The sequence below is a fragment of the Shewanella zhangzhouensis genome (genome assembly GCF_019457615.1).
Taxonomy (GTDB): Bacteria; Pseudomonadota; Gammaproteobacteria; order Enterobacterales; family Shewanellaceae; genus Shewanella; species Shewanella zhangzhouensis.
In genome coordinates, this window is record NZ_CP080414.1 from 356,262 (window position 1) to 376,275 (window position 20,014).

The 20,014-nt window shown below is 52.6% G+C and carries 14 protein-coding genes; 5 read left to right on the forward strand and 9 right to left on the reverse strand.

Annotated elements, in window-relative coordinates; all coding sequences use genetic code 11:
- Positions 1–15: 15 nt before the first annotated feature.
- Entirely contained in the window at positions 16–2,280 is a 2,265-nt protein-coding gene (locus K0H63_RS01600; protein ID WP_434086759.1) for a GH92 family glycosyl hydrolase, read from the forward strand.
- Positions 2,281–2,718: 438 nt separating this feature from the next.
- Here the strand turns inward: K0H63_RS01600 and K0H63_RS01605 are convergent, their stop codons facing one another.
- The 7 genes from K0H63_RS01605 to K0H63_RS01635 all read right to left on the reverse strand — a co-directional run bounded on the left by K0H63_RS01605 (position 2,719) and on the right by K0H63_RS01635 (position 15,079).
- Positions 2,719–4,104 carry a hypothetical protein gene (locus K0H63_RS01605; RefSeq protein WP_258405634.1) on the reverse strand — a complete coding sequence of 462 codons (1,386 nt, stop codon included), beginning with the start codon at positions 4,102–4,104 and terminating at the stop codon, positions 2,719–2,721.
- A gap of 117 nt (positions 4,105–4,221) precedes the next feature.
- On the reverse strand, positions 4,222–7,365 hold the full coding sequence (locus tag K0H63_RS01610) for a DEAD/DEAH box helicase (protein WP_220066436.1): 3,144 nt from the start codon (positions 7,363–7,365) through the stop codon (positions 4,222–4,224).
- Entirely contained in the window at positions 7,355–8,203 is an 849-nt protein-coding gene (locus K0H63_RS01615) for a Hachiman antiphage defense system protein HamA (protein ID WP_110027412.1), read from the reverse strand. The genes K0H63_RS01610 and K0H63_RS01615 overlap by 11 nt, the downstream gene beginning before the upstream one ends.
- A gap of 135 nt (positions 8,204–8,338) precedes the next feature.
- Positions 8,339–9,925, reverse strand: coding sequence for a DEAD/DEAH box helicase (locus tag K0H63_RS01620; protein WP_220066437.1), 1,587 nt, complete (start codon positions 9,923–9,925; stop codon positions 8,339–8,341).
- Positions 9,926–9,950: 25 nt separating this feature from the next.
- Positions 9,951–12,602 carry a hypothetical protein gene (locus tag K0H63_RS01625; RefSeq protein ID WP_220066438.1) on the reverse strand — a complete coding sequence of 884 codons (2,652 nt, stop codon included), beginning with the start codon at positions 12,600–12,602 and terminating at the stop codon, positions 9,951–9,953.
- Positions 12,602–14,752, reverse strand: a complete 2,151-nt coding sequence (locus K0H63_RS01630) for a hypothetical protein (protein WP_220066439.1) — start codon at positions 14,750–14,752, stop codon at positions 12,602–12,604. Before K0H63_RS01630 ends, K0H63_RS01625 begins: the two co-directional genes overlap by 1 nt.
- Positions 14,753–14,866: 114 nt before the next feature.
- A complete protein-coding gene (locus tag K0H63_RS01635; RefSeq protein WP_001293242.1) occupies positions 14,867–15,079 on the reverse strand; it encodes a helix-turn-helix domain-containing protein in 213 nt (70 codons plus the stop codon).
- 1,027 nt (positions 15,080–16,106) lie between these two features.
- Here K0H63_RS01635 and K0H63_RS01640 point away from each other — a divergent pair.
- Positions 16,107–16,454 carry a hypothetical protein gene (locus K0H63_RS01640; protein WP_110027406.1) on the forward strand — a complete coding sequence of 116 codons (348 nt, stop codon included), beginning with the start codon at positions 16,107–16,109 and terminating at the stop codon, positions 16,452–16,454.
- On the opposite strand, the gene K0H63_RS01645 is transcribed toward K0H63_RS01640, so the two are convergent.
- Entirely contained in the window at positions 16,451–16,600 is a 150-nt protein-coding gene (locus tag K0H63_RS01645) for a hypothetical protein (RefSeq protein ID WP_170123795.1), read from the reverse strand. The genes K0H63_RS01640 and K0H63_RS01645 overlap by 4 nt on opposite strands.
- 300 nt (positions 16,601–16,900) lie before the next feature.
- On the opposite strand from K0H63_RS01645, the gene K0H63_RS01650 reads away from it, so the two are divergent.
- The 3 genes from K0H63_RS01650 to K0H63_RS01660 are packed head-to-tail and all read left to right on the forward strand — an operon-like array spanning position 16,901 to position 19,056.
- Positions 16,901–17,089, forward strand: a complete 189-nt coding sequence (locus K0H63_RS01650) for a helix-turn-helix transcriptional regulator (RefSeq protein WP_110027404.1) — start codon at positions 16,901–16,903, stop codon at positions 17,087–17,089.
- Positions 17,090–17,101: 12 nt separating this feature from the next.
- On the forward strand, positions 17,102–18,763 hold the full coding sequence (locus tag K0H63_RS01655) for a DUF927 domain-containing protein (protein ID WP_110027403.1): 1,662 nt from the start codon (positions 17,102–17,104) through the stop codon (positions 18,761–18,763).
- 47 nt (positions 18,764–18,810) lie between these two features.
- On the forward strand, positions 18,811–19,056 hold the full coding sequence (locus K0H63_RS01660; protein WP_208136440.1) for a helix-turn-helix transcriptional regulator: 246 nt from the start codon (positions 18,811–18,813) through the stop codon (positions 19,054–19,056).
- A gap of 39 nt (positions 19,057–19,095) precedes the next feature.
- Here K0H63_RS01660 and K0H63_RS01665 read toward each other — a convergent pair whose 3' ends face one another.
- Positions 19,096–20,010 carry a nucleotidyl transferase AbiEii/AbiGii toxin family protein gene (locus K0H63_RS01665; protein WP_220066440.1) on the reverse strand — a complete coding sequence of 305 codons (915 nt, stop codon included), beginning with the start codon at positions 20,008–20,010 and terminating at the stop codon, positions 19,096–19,098.
- Positions 20,011–20,014: the final 4 nt, after the last annotated feature.

The following is a 20,014-nucleotide window of genomic DNA, read 5'->3' on the forward strand; positions in this document are numbered from 1 at the left end:
CCACGTCTGACACCCATGTTGTTAACCCCAACGCTGTTGACCTTCTCCTTACTGACGGTAGCGGGCTGTGCCCCAAGGGCGGCTATAGAGCCCGTCACTGCAAGCGTCGAGCAGCTGCAGGCCGAGTCTCCGGCCCAAATCCAGGCCCTCGGGCATGTCGATCCTTTTATCGGCACGGGAGGCCACGGTCACACCTTTCCCGGAGCCCTGGTGCCCTTTGGTATGGTGCAGCTGAGCCCGGATAACCCATCCAAGGGCTGGGATTGGACCTCGGGTTATCACTATTCTGACGATACCCTGTTGGGCTTCAGCCACACCCACCTGTCGGGCACAGGCGTGGGCGACATGCTGGATGTGTTGGTAATGCCCTTTCGCGGCGACTACCTGACCCGGCCAAGAGACGACAAAGACAGAATTTTCACCCATTACGGCCATGCCAAAGAGAGTGCGACCCCTGGCTATTACAGCCTGTATCTGCCGGAAGAGCAGGTGCAGGTGGAGCTCACTGCCTCCACCCGCACCGGGGTTCACCGTTATCGCTTCGATGGCGACACGGATGCACAGCTGCTGATTGATTTGGGCTATGCCCAAAACTATGACAAATCCGTGGTCACCTTTCTGCGGGTAGAGGATGAGCACACTCTGACGGGTTACCGCCTGTCTACCGGCTGGGCCAAAAATCAGCCGCTGTACTTTGTGGCTAAGTTTGATCAGCCCTTCAGCCATCAACTCTACAGCGAAAACCAGCCCATCAAGGGTGAGCAGTTACAGGCCGAAAAAGGCCGCATAGTGCTGAACTTTGGTTCGTCGTCGGCGGGTTCTACGTCAGTTGGTGCTTCTGCGGAGAAAGCGGCAAAAGTGGTGGAAGCCAGGGTGGCACTGTCATACTCCAGCATTGCCGGTGCCAAAGCTAACCTGAAGGCCGAGGTGGCAGACCTGAGCTTTGCTCAAATCAAAGCCAATGCCCGCCAGGCCTGGGCGCAGCAGCTCGGTAAGTTTCAGATTGAAGACGGCAACGAGGTCAACAAAACCAAGTTTTACACGGCGCTCTATCATGCCTTTGTCGCGCCTCAGGTATTCCATGATGTGGATGGCGCTTTTTTCGGTGCCGATGGCGCCGCCCATGCCAACCCTGGCTATGGACGCTATTCGCTGTTTTCCCTCTGGGACACCTTCAGGGCCCTGCATCCGCTGCTGACCTTCAGCAACCCCGAACGGGTCGATGACATGGTCAAGTCCATGCTGGGTTTCTATGACGAGACAGGACTGTTGCCCACCTGGGACCTGATGTCCAACGAAACCGACGTCATGATTGGCTACCATGCGGTGCCCGTGATTGTGGATGCTTATTTAAAGGGCTTAACCAGCGCCGACCCGGAACACATTTACGCTGCCATCAAGGCCTCGGCGATGCAGGACAGATTCGGTATCGACAGGTTCAGGGAATACGGCTTTGTGCCTTCCGATCTGGAAGTGGAGGCCGTGTCCAAAACCCTGGAATATGCCTTTGATGACTGGGCCATAGCGCAAATGGCCAAGGCGCTTGGTAAAACCGCGGATTATCAGCTGTTCAGCCAAAGGGCGCAGAGCTATAAAACCCTGTTTGACGCTGAAACCGGCTTTATGCGCGGCAAGGATCACAGAGGAAACTGGGTCACGCCTTTCAACCCCACCTATGTGGAGCACCGCAACACCGACTACACAGAGGCCAACGCCTGGCAGTACAGCTTTTTTGTGCCCCACGACGTGCCGGGCCTGATGGCTTTGTACGGCGATGAGCAGAGCTTTGTGGCCAAGCTGGATGAGCTTTTCTCCACCAGTTCTGAAATGCAGGGGGATGTCTCCCCGGATATCTCCGGCCTTATCGGCCAATATGCCCACGGCAACGAGCCTGTGCATCATGTGGCCTACCTGTATGCCTTTACCGGTAAAAAGCAGCATGGCGAAGCACGGATTAAAGAAATCCGCGACACCATGTATCTGGCCAAGCCTGATGGTCTGGCCGGAAACGACGACCTGGGCCAGATGTCGGCCTGGTATGTGTTCAGCGCCATGGGCTTTTATCCGCTTAATCCCGTAGGCGGCGACTATGTGCTGGGCACCCCCCAGTTTGCCAAAGCGACCGTGATGCTGCCCAATGGCAAGTCATTAAATATCATAAAAAAAGGCGATGGATGGGTGAAGGCCGTGTGGCTGAATGGTAAAAAGCACGACAGTGCCATATTAACCCATCAGCAGCTGCTGAATGGCGGTGAGCTGGTTTTTGAACTGGCTGAATAAGCCAGCAGTGACAGAAACTGCGAATTGATGGAATGCGCACATGGGTTGATAAACCTTTTGTGCGCCTTCCTCTTTTGCCAAAAGCAGCAAACAACCCAGAACAGCTATGGGCGTTTAAAATAAAAAATCCTGTTATAACAAGGGCTATAACAGGATTTTAATAAGGCGTAGCAGGGACAAACTTACTCTACGTTTTGGATCTGCTCGTAAATTAAAATTTAATAATCTAATTAAAACAATATCTTAAGTTTATTTTCCATATTTCTGCTGTGTTCACTACCCGCTTTACTACCCACAAGCAAAAATCTTATTGGGTTTGTGCTGAGTGAACATTATGCCAACAAGCCCACCTCAGGCTTGTTGAGGTGGGAAAACTGGGAAAGTGGGAACACCAACCTGACAATACTAATCTCTATGCTTTGACTTAACCATGTCGGTTCATTCCGGTTGCCAGGCGCAACCTGCCCAATGCGCTTCGTAGCGCTTCGCGAAATCGTTCATCTCACGAATATTACCCGCAGGTTCACGGCAGGCCCGGGCGCAGGTAGAAACGACATCTCGGTAGAACCCCGGAGCGACAGCCTTGATGCCCCCATAATTCATTAGCAACTCAGAAAGGCGCTCCGTGATTTTTGCTCCGCGAGGTGCCATCACAATGCTCGGGGGCTCTCCATAAGTGTTGATCAACACGTATCGCCAGCTTGGGTCGGAAGTTCCCAGACGAGGGACAATCTCACAGGGACATGCATCTCCACCGCTGGAAATGCCTTCATAGACTTCTTTTAGGGCCAGTGGTTTGTGGGCCACTAGGACATAAGGTCCGGCCTCCACATATCTGCCCATACTTTCGTCGTATTCGATGCCGAGTAAGGCTTCCAGGTCAAAACGCGCATGCCGGTCAAGGGACGCCTTCCCCGAAGTGAACCATTGGAGTTCCCGCAGGGTGATCCCGGCACACTTGGCAATCTCTGCAGGTGAATTGGGCCAGCACGCCACAAGGTTCTTGGCGATTTCGGCCGCGTTGTCATAGTCACTGTCGGCCCAGACATCTTCATCCTCAACGATATCCTCCGCTGCCTTCTCACCTGTCAGTAGCCAGGTACTGCCATCAAACCCATCGAGGTTGAAATATCGGGGCTGATCTGGCGGCAGGGAGGTCTGCCAGGAAGACAGCCATGGACCAGGTGCCCAGTCGAGCCCGTTGGTCACTGTTGGCACTGTCACTTGCGCCGGTAAGGCCAGCCACTGCTGGAGCCTGTCTTCCACCTCGCGACTGTTCACGCCTCTGTGGCCCTCCCTGACACGAAAATCGTGGTCATCCTGAGCGTACCGGCAAAGGGCCTGGATGGACCCGTTAAGAGAGCAGTCATTTCCGTCGTGCTTCCTCAGCAGCCACCGGCTGGCGTCCTGGGCTGAGCGCAGGGACGCGGGAAGGGATTTCTCCCTGGCATTGGCGACTTCGACCTGGACTCCGATTTTTGCCATTTCCCCTACCAGTTCAGGGCTGGCCGTCGCGAGGTGCCTGTTGATCCGCAGGATGTCCGGTCGGCCACGCAATCCCTCAGCGTTATTCCAGGCTTCCAGAAGAGCATCCTGGAAAGCCTTGGGCTGATCGACCGGGGTAAAGGTCATCCATCGAATGGGTAACCCGGCAACCGTCAATCCGTAGAGTAAGAGAGGGCTGAGTCCGTACCGCTCTGCATCCTTGATCTTGATCGGGTCCCGCACCGATACAATGCCATGCTCCGGATGGTGGAAAAGGAACTTGGCTATTGCAACGTAGAAATGATGTTCTCTTGGTGATGGCTGCGTCTGCTTGTTCATGCCCACTCCTGGAGAAATGCGAGCTTTCCCAGAGAACTGCCGTAGGCTCTGCGGTCCGCCAACAATCTGGCCAACAGTAGAGCGCGAGATAGCCTTGGTTGATGATCTGGATTTCTACTACAGGAGTTCATTCATCCTCTCCTGGAAATAGCTTGGGTATTTCTCCATTACCGCCCTGGCTCCGTCCCGATCTTTTTTCAGCGCCTTCACGAGATCCCTCTTCTGAGTCGCTGCCAGGTTCAAGGATGCGGCGAGGTCCTGAGCGATGACGCGGTCCGAAAAGCCAAGCTCGTAAAGGGCAATGGTGGCTTCGTTCGGCAGACCATATTTCAGTCGCTTTTGGAAAATTTGGAGACGATTGATCGGGTCATCTGTTCCTTCGCGGTCCAGCATTTCTACAAATTCACACAATGCACTCACAAGAAGAACCCCATCGTAGGCAAGACCGCCCTCGCAGATATCAATGATATTTTCGATTTTGACTTTCCTGGGCCTCTTCCCCTTACCGAGCTTGCATTTATTATTGTCGGCAATTCTGAAAAGCTGATGAAATGGGGTTCCTGAAATCCACTTCTTCGTAATTTCTTTCAGGACGTTCTTCTTGTCGAACTTATTGAAAGCTTTGTTGTGTACATGCCCCATTATTAATGGCCACACGAGGTCAAAAGCTTCGTCTCCATTTTGGGCGTCAAGAAGTTCATCAGCGTTATCTTGAACCCACCCCTCAATCGCCTTGGCATCGTTGACACCATAGAGTGTTTTGCCAAATGCTTTTCGCCGATTAACGTCAGTAATATTCTCTGATATGTTTTCCGCCAGAAGCTTGAACAATTCTTGAATCTGTTCCCGTTTCTCATCATCAGCCAAGAAGTACGCCAATGTCTGTTCCGCGAGATCAGCAATGTCTTCCTCCGTCAACCCATTATCAACAGCATCCCAGTTGGAGAGAAGAAAGCCTTCGATGGAGGCGAGAGTCAGGCTGAAAAATTCGAATTGCGGTTTAACCGCATCGACCGTGAAACCGTTTCTACCGTATTGTTTAGCAATCTTGGTGATAATTTCATTCAGGGAATCCCACCCGGCTATATGAGCTTTGGCAAAAGACAGGATGTCCCATGTCAACGAATGATTCATTTTGTCTTTTGACTTGGTACGGTCATTCCGGATAACCAGAGGGATCAGTTGAAAGAGGCTGCTTGCGCATTCCTCTGACTTGGTTGGATCAAGCAGCTCCTTGACTATATCCCACCGCCAACCGTCTTTTCGGTTGCGGCGCTTGTCATACACAATAGGGTCGGCAAACAAAATGCTGCCTTCAGTATGCATCCCCGCTCGGCCCGCTCGGCCAATGAGATTGTGGAAATCGCGAACCTTGATGCGCTCCATGCCCTGGTAGACGCTGGTAACAATGAGGTACCGAATTGGGAGATTTACGCCCTGCGCCAGTGTGGAGGTGCAAACAACGAACCGCACGAGGTTTTCACGCATAGCGTGTTCCACTGAAAGGCGGATACCATGTGGTGTATTGCCATGATGAGAAAATATGCCATGCTCAGCACTCATTGAAGCCGATGCTTCAGGTCCAAGATTCGCAGCATGGAGGTAATGGAGCCGTTCAACCTCCATTTGATTTGAGAATTCTTGTGGGAGTGGAAACGGAATACCACGATCAATGAATTCTACCGCTTTTTCACAGATGCTTGTCGCTGTTGATTTTTTGCCACAGAAGATGGCGATGCTTCCATTAGGGGCCAGTTTTATACCGAGATAGAGTGCAATGGCCTGGCCATCGTCCCTCTCTGGAAAATGACGTTCTTTCTGCTCTCTGCCTCTTTTCCCGAGATTGAATCTTTCAATCACCCTGGGAACGAAAAACTCGCCTTGTTCGGCATCACGGCTGTCGACGTACTCGATCCTTCCCAACTGATCGAGCCAGCTCGCGAACCCGATCGACCTGAAAGTCGGAATCAGGGTTGTTCCTTCGACGACATTGGGCTCCCCGTTCAGCCATTCTCCAACAGCCTCGGCGTTGCTGATGACCGCTGAGATCAGCACCTTCTGGGTTCCTTCAGGAATCATGGAGCGCAGCGACGTCAGGAGCAGCTCGTATGTGATGCCTCGGGTGCCGCTGTCGAACTGGTGGCCTTCATCAAAAACCAGCAGGCCAACGTGGGTAGCCAGCTCGGGAGCATGCCGAAGAACATAAAGCAGCTTCTCGGGGGTTATAACCAGAATCTGTTTGTGCCCCAGGAGTTCGGCAATCTCGAAGTCGGTCTGTAGGGCATCGGATAACTCATCCACCCTAGTGGGTTCGTTGTGGAATGCCTCGACGAGACTGTTCTTGATCTCATGGCACAGTGCCCTGAACGGGGCGATGATGATGGCCAGTGACACGCGGTCGGCCAGAAACGCGCTTCGAAGGATCAGCTCCGTTGCCTTCGTTTTGCCAGCGCTGGTGGGCATTTGAATGATGGCAGACTCGCCTTTGAGAACATCCGCCTGGCCCAAAAGGTGTTGTGCAGGCCAGAGTTCCTTGATGAACGAATCCTTTTGCAGCGCATGGAGCCATTTGTCTCGGGGCAGCCCGGAATATGACGGCAAAGCCTTCCAGGCGGAGTTTTCCAGCTTTTTCCTCAGAACGGCTGCGATCACATCACCAAAAAGAAGCTGCCTGGGCGTGCCGAATTCATAGACGGCGTCCCGCAGCTTCATGGCCAAATCGAGGAGATTTTTTTCGCCGTTCCCATCCTCAAAAAACTGGAGAATCCACTTTGAAATCCCGTCGATGAATCCGCCGAACGGCCCCTCAGCTCCATCAAAATAGGTTCCCAGATCGGCCTGCAGCAACCAGAGCAACAGGTACTCCAAACTATCGCCATCCAGATCCGGGCAGTCGCCATCGATGCGCTTCGCCAATACCGACGCGCTTCCGGGAAGATCACACAGGTAAAAGGAGGCGGAGCCCAGAAGCACTAGGTATGGATCAAGTGTCTCGTTCAGCTTTGATTGGAGGTAGGAGTCGAAAAAACGGGCGGAAAATAGCAGATTGTTTTTTAGCTCTGCGAGGGAATCGGGATCTGGCTCCACCCGGTTGATGGCGGCGGCGAGGTCACCAAGCAGGCCAATCGAAATGGTGAAGAGCTTATTAGGATGTAGTGATAAATCTATCTCCTGATATTCTTCAGGTACATGGTACTCGATCATCTTTGCTTTTGATCGAGTAACACCCAAAAGACGATTGGATTTTCTATCAGGCCTCATCCGCAGCCCTCCTGTAGAGCTCGTGGACAAGGTCCATCATGCTGGGTCCCTTGATAACCAAGAGAACTAGGCTGTCACCATTTGGATGAGGGAAGAACTCCTTTGATTTTGCTGACTTGGGAATTTTCCCGCAGTCAGCTGCAGCCAATTCTTCGGCGTCGAAAAATTCGTCTGAAATGATGGCTGCAGCGCCGTAGGTTTCCTTGTAGGGCATATCTACTGGGCTTTGAAATCTCTCGATCCTTTGAGCCTGTTCGATTTCCCTTTTTTCAAAGAGCTTTTGCTTGATGAAGTTCAGTGATTCATCGATGCGAATGTGATCCTTGGCAGAATCGTTGATGGCATCCTGCAGGCGATTGATTGTAGAGGCGGAGAATTTTGTCTTGGATTCAAAAACAAACAACACGTCCTTGGTGGAGGCTTCGCCGTTTTTTTTGTGAAATCGGAATCCAATGACATCGCTGCCCTTGGGCGATTCATCTCGAACAACCTTTGATGACCACCGTACCCTGGGTACCCAGTAACCGAGAAGCCATTGCAGGTAATCGGAAACCAGAATTTCCCCGAAATCTCCTGCTCTGATTCCTGGGCCGAGTTTGGATGTTCTGCAAGGGAACTTGATATTGGTCAGATAGTCCGGTCGCGGGCGTTTACCCCGGAGGAAATCGATCTCGGTATCCAGACAGTAATGATTTCGAAAGTGTTTCGCCCAGGCCGATAGCACGGCCTCATCTTTCTCATGACGAAGCTCCCAGACCTCGACCTCCTTGCCATCGGCGGTCTTTAGTCGCTCACCGGTATCGATGAGCCATTTGGTATGATCTGAAGTCCAGGGCATTTACAATCCGTTCCCAGCGTTAAAGATCTTTCTTCTCAATTCGAGCAGCAGTGAGACGACTACTTTTTCCATATATTGCTCCGACAAGCCAACAGGCTCTGGCTCCGACGTCTTCAGGTTTAGAATTCATAATATCTATTCCCCTCCATTCTCACATCGCCCCCTTAGTTTGCATCTCATGGTCGACAGAACCCCGCGTTCAAAGAACGGCAAGTCGATGGTGTCGAATACCGAACTGCAATATTGCTCGGCGAAGAGCTGTAGGTGAGCGGCGTCACGGGCCACGTCCGGATCGGATGGCAGATACTGGAGAAGCGCGTCGCTAATAAGCATCACAAACTTGCTTCTCGCTCGGGTCAGCGTCACATTGAATCGTCGTGGGCTTAGGATGAACGCATCTTCTGACGCAACAAAATCCCGGTCGGCCACCACGTAACTGGAAAGGATGAGGTCGCGTTCCTGACCCTGGAACCGGTCTACAGTGTCCACAAATGGAGGCGGGTCCATCGTCATACCGGCTGCGTCCACGAGCAGATTTCTGATGGATGCCATCTGGGCTCGGTGGGGAGTGACGATGCCGATTTTCTGCGTCCAAAACTTCTGGGCGCTTACTCCAAACTGTTGTGCGTCGACCAGCTTCTTGTACAAAAGGGTCAAAGCGGAAACGATCTGCGCCTCGAAAGGGTTCGATAATGTATAGGTGTTGGCGGAGTAGCTGATCACCACCACAGGGCAGGCTGGGTCCAGAATGCGGAGAAACTGGTCGGACCATGGCAACTGCTCAGGCCAGTCGGCTGGTCTTCCATCAATATTGATGGCGAGATCCAGCTTTCTCTCGGGGAAGAACGCCTCGTATTCGTTCTTATAAAAACGCTTACAGGGCCATGCGGAAATTTCCACGTTGGTCCGGTAGTTGTGTTTAAGCTGCACCGGGGTGATGCCGTGGGTCTCCTTCATGTAAGAGAAAATACAGTCAAACAGCCCTTGAACGCTATCCTTCATCTGGAAGCCGTAGATCGGCCCAAGCTGCCGGTCGTCACCTGCAAGGACAACATGCCCATCAGGCTTCAAAAGCAGAAAGTAGGCCGCAGCCGCAGCAACCTGAACCTGTGATGCCTCGTCGATCACCAGAAGATCAAACCATTCGGCTGTCGGTTCGCTATCCTGGTGATCTTTCTCGGCAAGTCGCCCAAGTTGCTGCCAGGTGCCCCCTACGATGATGATCCCGGGATCGTCGCCTTTCAGGGCATTCACAAAGCCCTGAGCCCTTGCGGAGGTACTCGGCATATCTTCGATCTGATCACTCAAGGGAGGCGCGGAGGAGGCGCTCCTCACCCTTGTAACACGAACTGGGCAAGCTAACGCTCCGACCGTGGCCGTCCGCCTGTTGATCAGTTCCAGGACTTCGTTGAGGACGTTATCGATAGCGTTGTAGTTGCTAGACCCGATACCGACACGCAGCGGAATTCCCGCCTCGGCGTAATGTTCAATCCACCCAAGAATAGTCCCGGCCAAGACCGTGGTCTTTCCTGTACCCGGCGGCCCCCAAAGCAAAGAAATCCTGTTTCCGAATGCATCGTGAAAAAGGGATTCCTGCTTTTCGTTAAAGGCATCCTTCAGATATGGTGTTACCTTCGCGTACAACTGGTTGGTGTCGGCGAATGTTTTTCCTGCTGCCAGCGAGCCGGGTGTATACATCAGGCTATGGGCTGGTTCGGTCATTTTTGTCGGTCTCTTAGCCATTGCCTTACCTCCGCTTCCTGGCACGTTTGATCGGTGCTGCCTTGCCGCCGACAGACCTCAATGCTTTTTCTATCCTGTCGCTCGAGAAGTCCCGGTACATCGGATCGAGGACAAGCGGTGAGTCGAGTGCCACGAGTCCTTGGGCGACGGCAAACTGAAAGAGCACCTGGTGACCTGGCTTAAGAACCACATAGGGATTGTCCTGCATGGCCTCCAACCGAATGACCTCTACCTGAAGCAATGCCCCTATCGACTTGTTCGTCATCCACCGCTCGGTCAGGCCGTGTTCGCCCAGCAGTTCTTCTGCATCCTGGAAACCCAGTCCAAGTCGCCGACGCCACGGTTCGTCGAGATCCACGTATTCATTCTCGTTGGACAGCGCGACGGTAAATTCGCCTTCCTTGATTCTGGAATCCCTGCTGGTCGGTGAAAAATCGAAAACATAGAGCGTTTCGTGTTGGTACTGTGGATTCGCGAACTTGATCTCATCGATGATCGGATCAGCCTCTGCTTGAGGCTTCAAGGTCAACCCGCGTATCGAGAAAAACCTCGCCTCCCGTTCATCGACGGGCATTGAGCGAGTGTTCCGGTTCTCCATTTCCTGGCATGCGACATTGAGCTTTTCAAAAGCGATCAGGCTTCTTGCCGCCTCCGGAACACTTGCCTGGGAGGATCGTGCGGCAGAGAAGCCGCTCTTTTTCAGCACCAACCGGTCTTTGTAATTTTCACGCAGTCGCCGGACGATGTGCTGCAAAGCTTGCAGGTGAACCTTAGTGGCCCGCTTAATGCCATCGTAGAGTTCGTCCCGGGTGTAGCGTCTCCACTTGGACGGGTCAGTAGGGTGAAGTTTATTGAAATGGCGGACGAAAATTTTGTCCTGCCACAGCTCATAGGCACGTTCGAAGGGGATCTGATCGCTCATTGGGGTAGCGAACCCAAAAGGCAGATCGAATTTATACGGGGTTCCATCCTCCCGAACATTTGGGAAGAAACTGTTCGCTGCATCAAACAGGGAGTAATCGTGGGCAACCGGCAGCCCAACGAGCATTCGCAGGACTTCCTTGACGATTGTCCCAGGCTGGGACTTGAAAGCATCCGGATCGGGCAACAGGCTGTCCGGTGGGAAGAATCGGGTAAGTATCTCGATCAGTTCGATCACGTCAGGGTTCTGCATATGACGCTCGAACATGCGCTTGAGCTGTCGCATCTCCAGCATGTCCCAGAAGAAGATATGGGAAGATAGCCGGTCACGGGCGGGTAGACCTGTATTGACGGTCGACACCTCATCTAACCACTCAGAAACCACGGTCGCAAATTCCTTCAGCCTCTCGCGCTCCGTTTCCGGGTTCATCGCATCGACACGGTCAACGATGAAAATCTTTTCGTCCGTCACCGGAGGATCGCCCGGCTTGCGGCCGTGCGGGAAATAGAGCCGCGCCGCGCCCAGGGCAAAGGAGATACCAGAGCCCGGGTCGAAATGAATCGTGATAAAGATGCTTTGGTCAGTCCACGCGGGGATCATGGCGCTGCGCCGTCCATCGACCAGCAAGGGTGCCCCCTCGGTCAAGGAACGGGCGCGAGTTGCCAGCGCTGGCCCATCCGCCCGCAACTGGTGGCTGGAGTCGATAACGGATTGCCACCGATCATCGGCGGTAGTCACGGCTTCAGTCAGTCCCGCCGTAGTGGTAATGCCATTTGAACGGAGAAGTTCCGCCTGCCCTTGATTGAGCCAGGCCAGCCGGGAAAGATGATCGCATTCAGATGCCTTATCTCGGCAATAGCGAACGTAGTCGCAAAGCTGGCACTTGGGACCGACATGCCAACTGGCATCCTCCATGTCGGTCTGCAGAACCCTGAGAAGACGATCCTCGAAAAACTGCTTCACGTGGACTTCATAGACCTCATACGGAACCCGAATCAACGTTTCGCTGAGGGCCTTGGAAACAGGATCTGCGGCTCCCTTGGCCTGATAAAGCTGGACCAGATTCCTGAACGCATTGATGTCATGGCTTCCTGGCCAGATGGTGCCTTCCGCCGAAACGGCATATCTGCCGCCAAGACCTTCTTGCTGGATGGCTGTGGCCAATGCCAGAGCGTAGTAGGTCACTTCCGTGAAGTGCCGCAGGGATGGCTCCGCAGCCATTTTCACATCAATGATATGGATTTCGTATTCAGGCACAGTCCCATTGCCAATCAGCGGCGCACCAGTACCACCTGGATGTATCCAAAGGATGTCCGGGCGCACTCTTACCTGGTCGAGACCGAAATCGTCGTATGCCTTTTGAAGGCCGGGAGTGATGTTTGTGGGAACCGTGAACTCCGCCTCGATAATTGCCTGGGGTGGCTCCTGTTGCCGGAGGATGTCAAAAAGGTTCTGGATTTTCTTGAAGGGCTTCCGTCCCAGAAGATCATCGACCTTGTCCTCGAGAAGGAACACAACTTTCCCATCATCCGAGGTGTCGATCAGATCCTGGTATTTGTCGGCTTCCCAACGCCGCCCGGCTGCTTTGATAAGTTCAATACCAGGGCGTTTGTAGGTTTCGGCAGAGATCCCAAGTGAGTCCCTTTCAGCATCACTGGCCAGTCGAAACCGGAGAAACCGGTCACAATCGAATTTGAATGTTAGGGCAAGCGTTCCTTTATCGAGTTTCGCCATCACAACTCTCCCGGGGTTGGTATGTTCTTCAATGCATCCGACATCGGTCGTGTGCTGGTATCCGCCTCGCCTAAGAAACCTCTACTGACGACCAACGCCCGAGCCAAATTTGTGAAATCAGGTATTTTGAAGCCGATCCGTTTATGGGCGGACAAGGCCTCAAAGTGAGATTCCGCCTCCAAGACAGCGTCTTTGAAGGCGGTTTCGCTGATGACCGGAACGCCCCTCTTGATGACGCCTTTCTTCTTGCGACAGACCAGCACCGCGTCCCACTTGATGGTGCCATCGTAAGTGTGAAGGCCTCCTTGGCCTTCGCCACGCATGGGCAGCACCTTGGTTACCGAGAGTCCCGAATGAAGTAGAGCCGTGCCGAGAGCATCCCACGCCGATGCGAGTTTATGATGGTAGGTGAACACGCAGATCCCATCCGGCTTAAGCACTCGATTGCATTCCATGAAAATCTGCTGAAGCCGTTCCTGGTATCCCTTGATGGCTTCGTCGGACCGTCGCGTGATGGCCAGGTTCTGCAGTATCGGAGCCGAAGTGACGTTATCGTCATACGGGGGCGGTGCGATTCTCAAAGCCTGATGCCAGGCCAAATAGAAGTCCGAGAGTTCCGAGTAGCTCAGATTGTCGAAATACGGCGGATCGGTCAGCACGAGATCCACTGAGCCGTCCGGTAGTAAATGGAGTTCCTCGGAAGACTGGGTTTCAATAGCCGCCGTGGCGCTGCCGCTCAATACATCATCGACAGAGCCAAGGCAGGCTTGTTCGCGCTCGAAATCATCTTCATAAGCGACTCTGGTGCCTTCCGGATGCAGCTCCTCGGGCGCTTTGGCAAAGGCAATTGCCTTTGATATTTTCCGGACTGTGTTGATGAACGTCCCCCGTCCAACGCCATCCTGCCAAGGGTTCAGCTCAACCGGACGAGTGATGTGCCGGTATGAGTGAATGGAGAACATTGGGCTCGTTCTGCGATAGCCAAACGCATAGGCCGTGTACATGCAGTTCGTGGTGAGATGCTCACTGAAGGCCAACTCAAGGCAGCGCCGCGCCTCATCGCTTTCCACTCGGCCAATGGCCGAACCGAGAAGGTGCAGGTGGAGCTTCTGCCGGTCATTGAAAAAGTCTGCGTAATGCCGAATCCCGTGGATCAGAGGTCGTCCATCCGAACGCCCCTCGCGGGGAATGCTTCTCGCCGGCACAAGCAAGCCACCCCCGATCATCCGCAGCTTACGGGTGGCTCGGTCGTACAATGCCTTGTCCGCCTCTTCGACACGCTTGAAATGCCTAGTGCAGTTCTTGCCGGTTCCGACCAGATACTCCTGGGCAAAGAGTCTCCAAGCGGGACGTTCGGCACCGTCAAGGTCGTCCGCTGCGATCTTTTGTGTGTGCTTGCAGGTCGGGCAAGTCATGATCCCGTTGCCGTGCGTGCCCGCGCTGATAGTGGTGCGCTTGCCGCAAGAGCAGTGCAGCACCTTGCGTTCAATCGGCAATTCGTGGACCGCATGACAGTCCTTGCAGAATACCCACTGCAGGCCCTTCTCTTTGGAGTAGGCCAGTTGGAAATGGGGATGGAGCTCTACGTCGTTCTGGCAATTCGAGCACTGCTTCACCTGGACCCAGAAATGATGAAGAACATCCCGTTCGACACCGTCCACCATAGTTCGATGCAACGGCATAATGAGTTGGGCGATCTCATTGCAGATCTGCTCGATTTCCGGATAGTGATCCTCCATTAGGGAGGCGGCCAATTCAAATCGGGTAATAAAGGTCGCGACCGGGTCGATATCAAAACCAATCACCCGGGCGTTGCAGCGCATGGACTCCACCAAACTTGTCCCGCCGCCGATGAAGGGATCGAGAACGACGGCGCCATGCACGGAGGTCTTTCCGAGATAGGTATCCCAAAAGGCGTCGGTCTTGTCAGGGGGAAGGGTCAGCGCGGTGATGATCGAACGGAACTGAGAGCCCACTCGGCGTGCAAACCAGCGGTGGACCCGGTACAAAGGATTTGAGCTCTGACCTTCACGCAGGGCAAGCTCGGCGATTTGGGCAATGGGAATGTCGCCCGCCTCCAGCAGGGTACGGGCAGGCCAACCGTCAAAGGTGTCGCCTCTGCAGCTTTCCATGGTTTGCTTTGTCTGCACTATTCTAACCATAGGGCCCCATTACCAACCCTTCGAAGTCGTGGACTAGTGGTTTTCATGGGGCTTGATAGCCTCCCAGGGAGGATTCTATTCAGATCGACTGAATTGTCATTTCTATTCTTCCTGCTCATTCATCTTGCTCCTGTCCGCCGCGCCGCCACCCTTGACCCACTCATCAACTTCATCTTTCTTAAACTTCCAAAGACGTCCCATGCGGTGGGCGGGCATGCCCTGCTTATCAATCCAGCGATAAACGGTGTCACTGCTGACACCCAGGTACTGGCTGATCTCATCGACCGATAACCAGCGATCATCCATCTCGGACATTACTTGCTCCTCATAGGTGGGGCCTGCCATGACATTTGGGGCTGAGGTGGTTATCACCATTGCTATTGGTTGTCGAGTATACGCTACTACTCATTGAGCCTCTATTGGTTTCACCCGCTTAATGCCGCATAGGTACCCATTCATCTGTTTTAATCCGGAGTATCGGCCAATAGTGGGCAATCAAAAAACACCCTAAGTCATCGGTCAGCTCGATTCAGCATTCAAAAAGCCACCAACAGATCGCTTTTGGATGGAGTATGGGTGTCATTGCCCTGTGTTCGTTAGTGATAATGACTGAGAGGTAGTTTTTCGATGGGTTTTTGATGATCCACATATATTGCGTCGGGCTTAGGCTTCGAATTTGTGATTTGGTGAGCTGTAATCGCGAAAGTCCGATTGCCTTCTCTGAAATTCCAGATAGATAGGAATTTATCCGCCAACGTTCCATACGCCTCAGGTTCCATCTAGGTTCTGGAATATCAGTCGTAATAGTCCAGAGGGGAATGCTGGCACCAAGATTCCAGATAGATAGGCGCATCGGTGGGTTTATTCCAACCTGTGATTTCGAACTTTGTTTCCACGTATGTGGAATTTGAGCGCCAAGATTCCAGATAGATAGTTATGTGGAAAGTTAATGGGTAGGCATTGGCTAGGAATAGCCAGCTTTTTTCCAGTGTGGAATGTGGGCCAATACGTTTTCCACTAAAAATGTTCTTTCAGAACAAAGTTAATAACTTTCAATTGGTTGTTGTGATTTCGTGGATCTGGATCCATGATGAATTCTATACCGCTAGCAGGAGGGTAATCATGAATGCCTTTGAATGGGGAATGTTCGGGCTCTGGCTGTTTTTCACTGCAGTGTTCGCCTGGTGCCTATATAGCTATAAAGCGAACCAAACTATGTCTGAAGATGATCAAAAACCACGTAACTAAGCTGGTTAGAGCTTGCATTTTCCTGTGCCGTGGTAGCCTGTCTTTAAACGTGCTGACTTTCACATGTGAAATTTTTTCGGGAGAGTCCCCGACGATGAAATTCCTAGGCAATATTCTCTTGATGCTGCTCTTTGTCACAGGATTGGCGGCCTATGGCAACACCAACTTCGTCTGGTTGTTGATCTGTTTGCCTTTGGTAGTGTGGTTGTGGCGTGTGCTTTGCTGGTATATGCGCCTTCCCAGGCTCATGGTGCTCTTTTGGATCGCTCTACTGTGCTTTAAATGGACTGCGGCATTGGCCCTGGGTATTTCGGTTATTATCGTGTGGATGTTCAAGCAGCGGCATAGCATTGCGCAGGAAAGGTCTGCGAAGCGTCGGCATCAGAGACGATGGCTTTTGGGAAGCTATGATGATGACTTCCGAACCTTTACCGACGATTAGCTTTGATCACTGCCATCCATTTTCCCTCCCTCTTCGAGCTGCTTTTTCTTATCCAGCTCTGCCAGTATCAATGATGCCTTTTCTGCCGCAGCCGCGACAACATGCTCAGGCTGTTCTTCCAGCATTTGTTTCAGTGTTTTAGCCATAGCGCTCTCCATGAATATTCTGAACAGTTCTGTGAGTGTTTAGAATAAAAATTCTGGCGTTACATGTCACGAATGAATAGCGTGACATGTAACGGTTTGGGTTTAGTCATTAAAATTCAATTTGTTACATTCTGGTTTGTGAGTTGATAGTTTTAATTCTTTGTTCTCATTCCTGTATTTGCAGCACCGATAAATATCGCTCAATGTGCCCAAAATGGACAATTCCAGCGACGAGGATTGTACTCGGTGAACGGTATGATCGCTCATGACAAATCAAGATGTTATGGGAGATACCAACATATGAATATCGCATCACTGAACAATCTACTCACGTATGAAGAAGTGTGTTCACTAACCAAACTATCCCAGCCAACTTTGCGCCGTTATGTCAAAGCTGGCAAGTTTCCTCAGCCCATCAAGCCTAATCCAATGGGCAAGGCTGTACGTTTCAGAGCGGTGGATGTTCGTCGCTGGATGGCAGAGTTGTAATAGGAAGCGATAATGGAGTTTCGTCTAACTGATGCACATCTGGAATGCCTTGAAAAGGGCGATTGGCAGATTGTTGGCGGGTGGATAAGGGTTGTAGCCAGAACTCGGCGAAATACCCGTAAACATGGTTTTGGTGCGTTAATCCAGTGGCGCAACATGGATAGTGTTTTGCTACAGGACATAGTATTCAACCGGGTATTACATGGTGATCAGTCACGCCAGGTACGTGATGCCCTGATTGATTCGGGCTATTGGTTAGAGCCCTATCCACAAAGCTGGTCGCGTTTGCAGCGCTATTTGCTGCAAGAGATTCTGAAAGCCCCTTCAGGAATTTGTGTCGATACTACGGGGTGGCATGACAGTGTTTATGTCACTCAGGATTGGTCCGTTGGTACAAACGCTGAACCTTATTACTACGCCGGTCAACTGAACGACTCGATGCTGAAATGCGCCGGCACTTTGGCGCAGTGGCAATCACAGGTGGGCGCTCTATGTACCGGAAATCCGTTGATGGTGTTTGTGGTGGGCGTGGCGCTATCCGCGCCGCTGCTACATCCAGCCGCCGTGGAGAACGGTATTTTTCATTTGGTCGGGCCTTCCTCCTCCGGGAAGACATCGCTACTTGAATTGGCGGCATCGGTTTACAGCGATAGATCTTTCGTTCGCAGCTGGATTTCCACGGCGAATGGCTTGGCGGCGGTGGCCGCCGAGCAGCATGACATGTTACTCGCACTGGATGAAATTGGCCTGGCACGGCCAGAGGACGTCGATATTGCTGTTTACCATATAGTCGCGGGTACCAGTAAGCTGCGGGCAACGGAAAGCGGAGCACTCGCCAGACCTTCTCACTGGCGGACATTGGCGTTGAGCAGCGGTGAAGTTTGGCTGTCAGAAGTTTTTCAATCGCTTGGGAAGCGGCCTAAGGCCGGTCAACAGATCCGTTTGGTCGAAATACCTGTTTTTGGTCGATTTGGCACTTTTGATGCGTTGCATCGCTTTCAGTGTCCGCAACTGTTTGTCGATCATTTGAAGCTGCAGACCAGCCGGTATCACGGGAGCCTGTTCCCCGAATGGATGAACCTGCTGACATCGACGGATGAGCTTGCCCACTACGCCAAGTCTGAGATCCAGCGGTTGGTTGATCAGTGGCGAACCAGCAATATGTCATCGCAGGTAATTCGCGTGCTGCAGCGCTTTGCACTGGTTGCAACGGTACTTTCTCTTGCTTCTAGAAATTACCTGGTGCCCTGGGATGAGGAAGAGTCCGTCGATTCAGTGAAGCAGGTTTGGATGCAGTGGCTGGCTGCTCGGGGTCATGTGATGAACTCTGAGGAACACCAAGTTCTGTCCCGCTTAAAAGTTTTGCTGCCGAAATGGGAGAAGGCTCTGCAACCACTCGGTCATCAAAATGCCACTTCTTTGCTGGGCTACATCCGAGAGCTTGATGGTGAGCGGCAATGGCTGATCGATAAGAAACAGTTTCTGCGGCAGCTGGACATGCCTGGCCAGTACATGCGTGAGGTGATGCCGATGCTCCAGCGGGGATGGCTTGCAACCAACGAGCCTGAGCGGGCAACGCTAAAACTCATGATCCAAGGTAAGTCCCATCGTTTTTTCGCACTGTGGCCTGAACGCATCTATGCCGGAATACAGGAGCTGGAACTTGATGACTAATTTCCCAGTTTCCCACTTTTCCCATTCAATCTCCGGAGGAAAACGTAATGAATGAACAAACCTTCGTATTGCCCACTGAAGATGTCCGTGCTCAAGTACTCAGCCAGTCTGGCCAGTGTGAACGACTGGTCAGAGAGCATGATCGCAGGGCGATTACCGGCGTCAGTCGCACACAGTGGTGGACCATGGAGCGGCAAGGGCTGGTGCCCAAACGGGTCAAGCTGAGCGCTCACTGTGTGGCGTGGCGACTTTCGGATCTGTTGTGGTGGATTGAACAGCGAAAGGCCACTTGAGCAAGATCAGATCCCCGACACATGGTGTGCTGGGGATTTTTATATCTTCAGGATTTTTTCGAGCCGGACGTAAGCTTCTACATGCTTTTCGGGGGGCATCTTGGCCAAGTTTTGCAGTTTCCAGCGGACGGCAGGTAACCGGTCGATACCGGAGAGCTCAAGGAGTGACCAATCGGGTGTACGATTTTTGAATGACAATAAAAACGCCCGCTCCTGTGGTGTCAGCGAGGTATGGATGAGCCTCACCAGCTGCTCCCGTGCCGCCTCCAGTTCAGCCTGTGGAATGTCCTGATCGGCCATGTTACGAAATTCCCCTTCATAGACAGCGGAAATGTCTTTGAAGTGTGGCCTGAGCAGTTCGGCAATAGGCCGCGGGTGACTGATGATGTACACCAGCAGTGCTTTGCGAAGGTCATCGGTGAGCCCTTCGCTATCGAGCAACTGCTTGATGTCGAAAAGATCTCGCGGGTGTTGGCGATCCAGCGCTGCGCAAATTTTGCCCGCATACAAATCCGCGAAGCTCACCACGGCCATCTCGGCAAAGCCAAACTCCTCTTCGACGGCTTCACTGACCGGCATGACCAGGGGCTCGTAAACCGTGCCGCGCAGTACGGGTGAGAGTTCAATTTTGATTTGAACGGCATCACGCTCCACCAGTAGACGCAGGGCATCCGCTTTATCCTGAAACGAACGGATAACCCTGGTATTTTCGAGACTGACCATGATGGTCGAGGCCAGTGCTCCAAGATTGTCCTTGATGGTCTTCAGGGCCTCATTCCGCTCCATCATGGGTAGAAAAACCAGATCGATATCGACCGAGAGCCGGGGAAAGTCACGAACGAACAAATTGATAGCCGTTCCACCTTTAAGGGCGAAACAGTCATGCCGGGCAACGAAGGGAATGAGCTGCAGCAATAGCTGGACTTGTCGGTAGTAATGGCTTTGTCTATCCATGTGC

Coding starts and splice junctions, on each gene's coding strand:
- K0H63_RS01645 (WP_170123795.1), bottom strand. CDS start 16,600: ATGGCTAAAACACTGAAACAAATGCTGGAAGAACAGCCTGAGCATGTT.
- K0H63_RS01640 (WP_110027406.1), top strand. CDS start 16,107: ATGAAATTCCTAGGCAATATTCTCTTGATGCTGCTCTTTGTCACAGGA.
- K0H63_RS01665 (WP_220066440.1), bottom strand. CDS start 20,010: ATGGATAGACAAAGCCATTACTACCGACAAGTCCAGCTATTGCTGCAG.
- K0H63_RS01655 (WP_110027403.1), top strand. CDS start 17,102: ATGGAGTTTCGTCTAACTGATGCACATCTGGAATGCCTTGAAAAGGGC.
- K0H63_RS01660 (WP_208136440.1), top strand. CDS start 18,811: ATGAATGAACAAACCTTCGTATTGCCCACTGAAGATGTCCGTGCTCAA.
- K0H63_RS01620 (WP_220066437.1), bottom strand. CDS start 9,925: ATGACCGAACCAGCCCATAGCCTGATGTATACACCCGGCTCGCTGGCA.
- K0H63_RS01610 (WP_220066436.1), bottom strand. CDS start 7,365: ATGAGGCCTGATAGAAAATCCAATCGTCTTTTGGGTGTTACTCGATCA.
- K0H63_RS01635 (WP_001293242.1), bottom strand. CDS start 15,079: ATGTCCGAGATGGATGATCGCTGGTTATCGGTCGATGAGATCAGCCAG.
- K0H63_RS01615 (WP_110027412.1), bottom strand. CDS start 8,203: ATGCCCTGGACTTCAGATCATACCAAATGGCTCATCGATACCGGTGAG.
- K0H63_RS01650 (WP_110027404.1), top strand. CDS start 16,901: ATGAATATCGCATCACTGAACAATCTACTCACGTATGAAGAAGTGTGT.
- K0H63_RS01625 (WP_220066438.1), bottom strand. CDS start 12,602: ATGGCGAAACTCGATAAAGGAACGCTTGCCCTAACATTCAAATTCGAT.
- K0H63_RS01600 (WP_434086759.1), top strand. CDS start 16: ATGTTGTTAACCCCAACGCTGTTGACCTTCTCCTTACTGACGGTAGCG.
- K0H63_RS01605 (WP_258405634.1), bottom strand. CDS start 4,104: ATGAACAAGCAGACGCAGCCATCACCAAGAGAACATCATTTCTACGTT.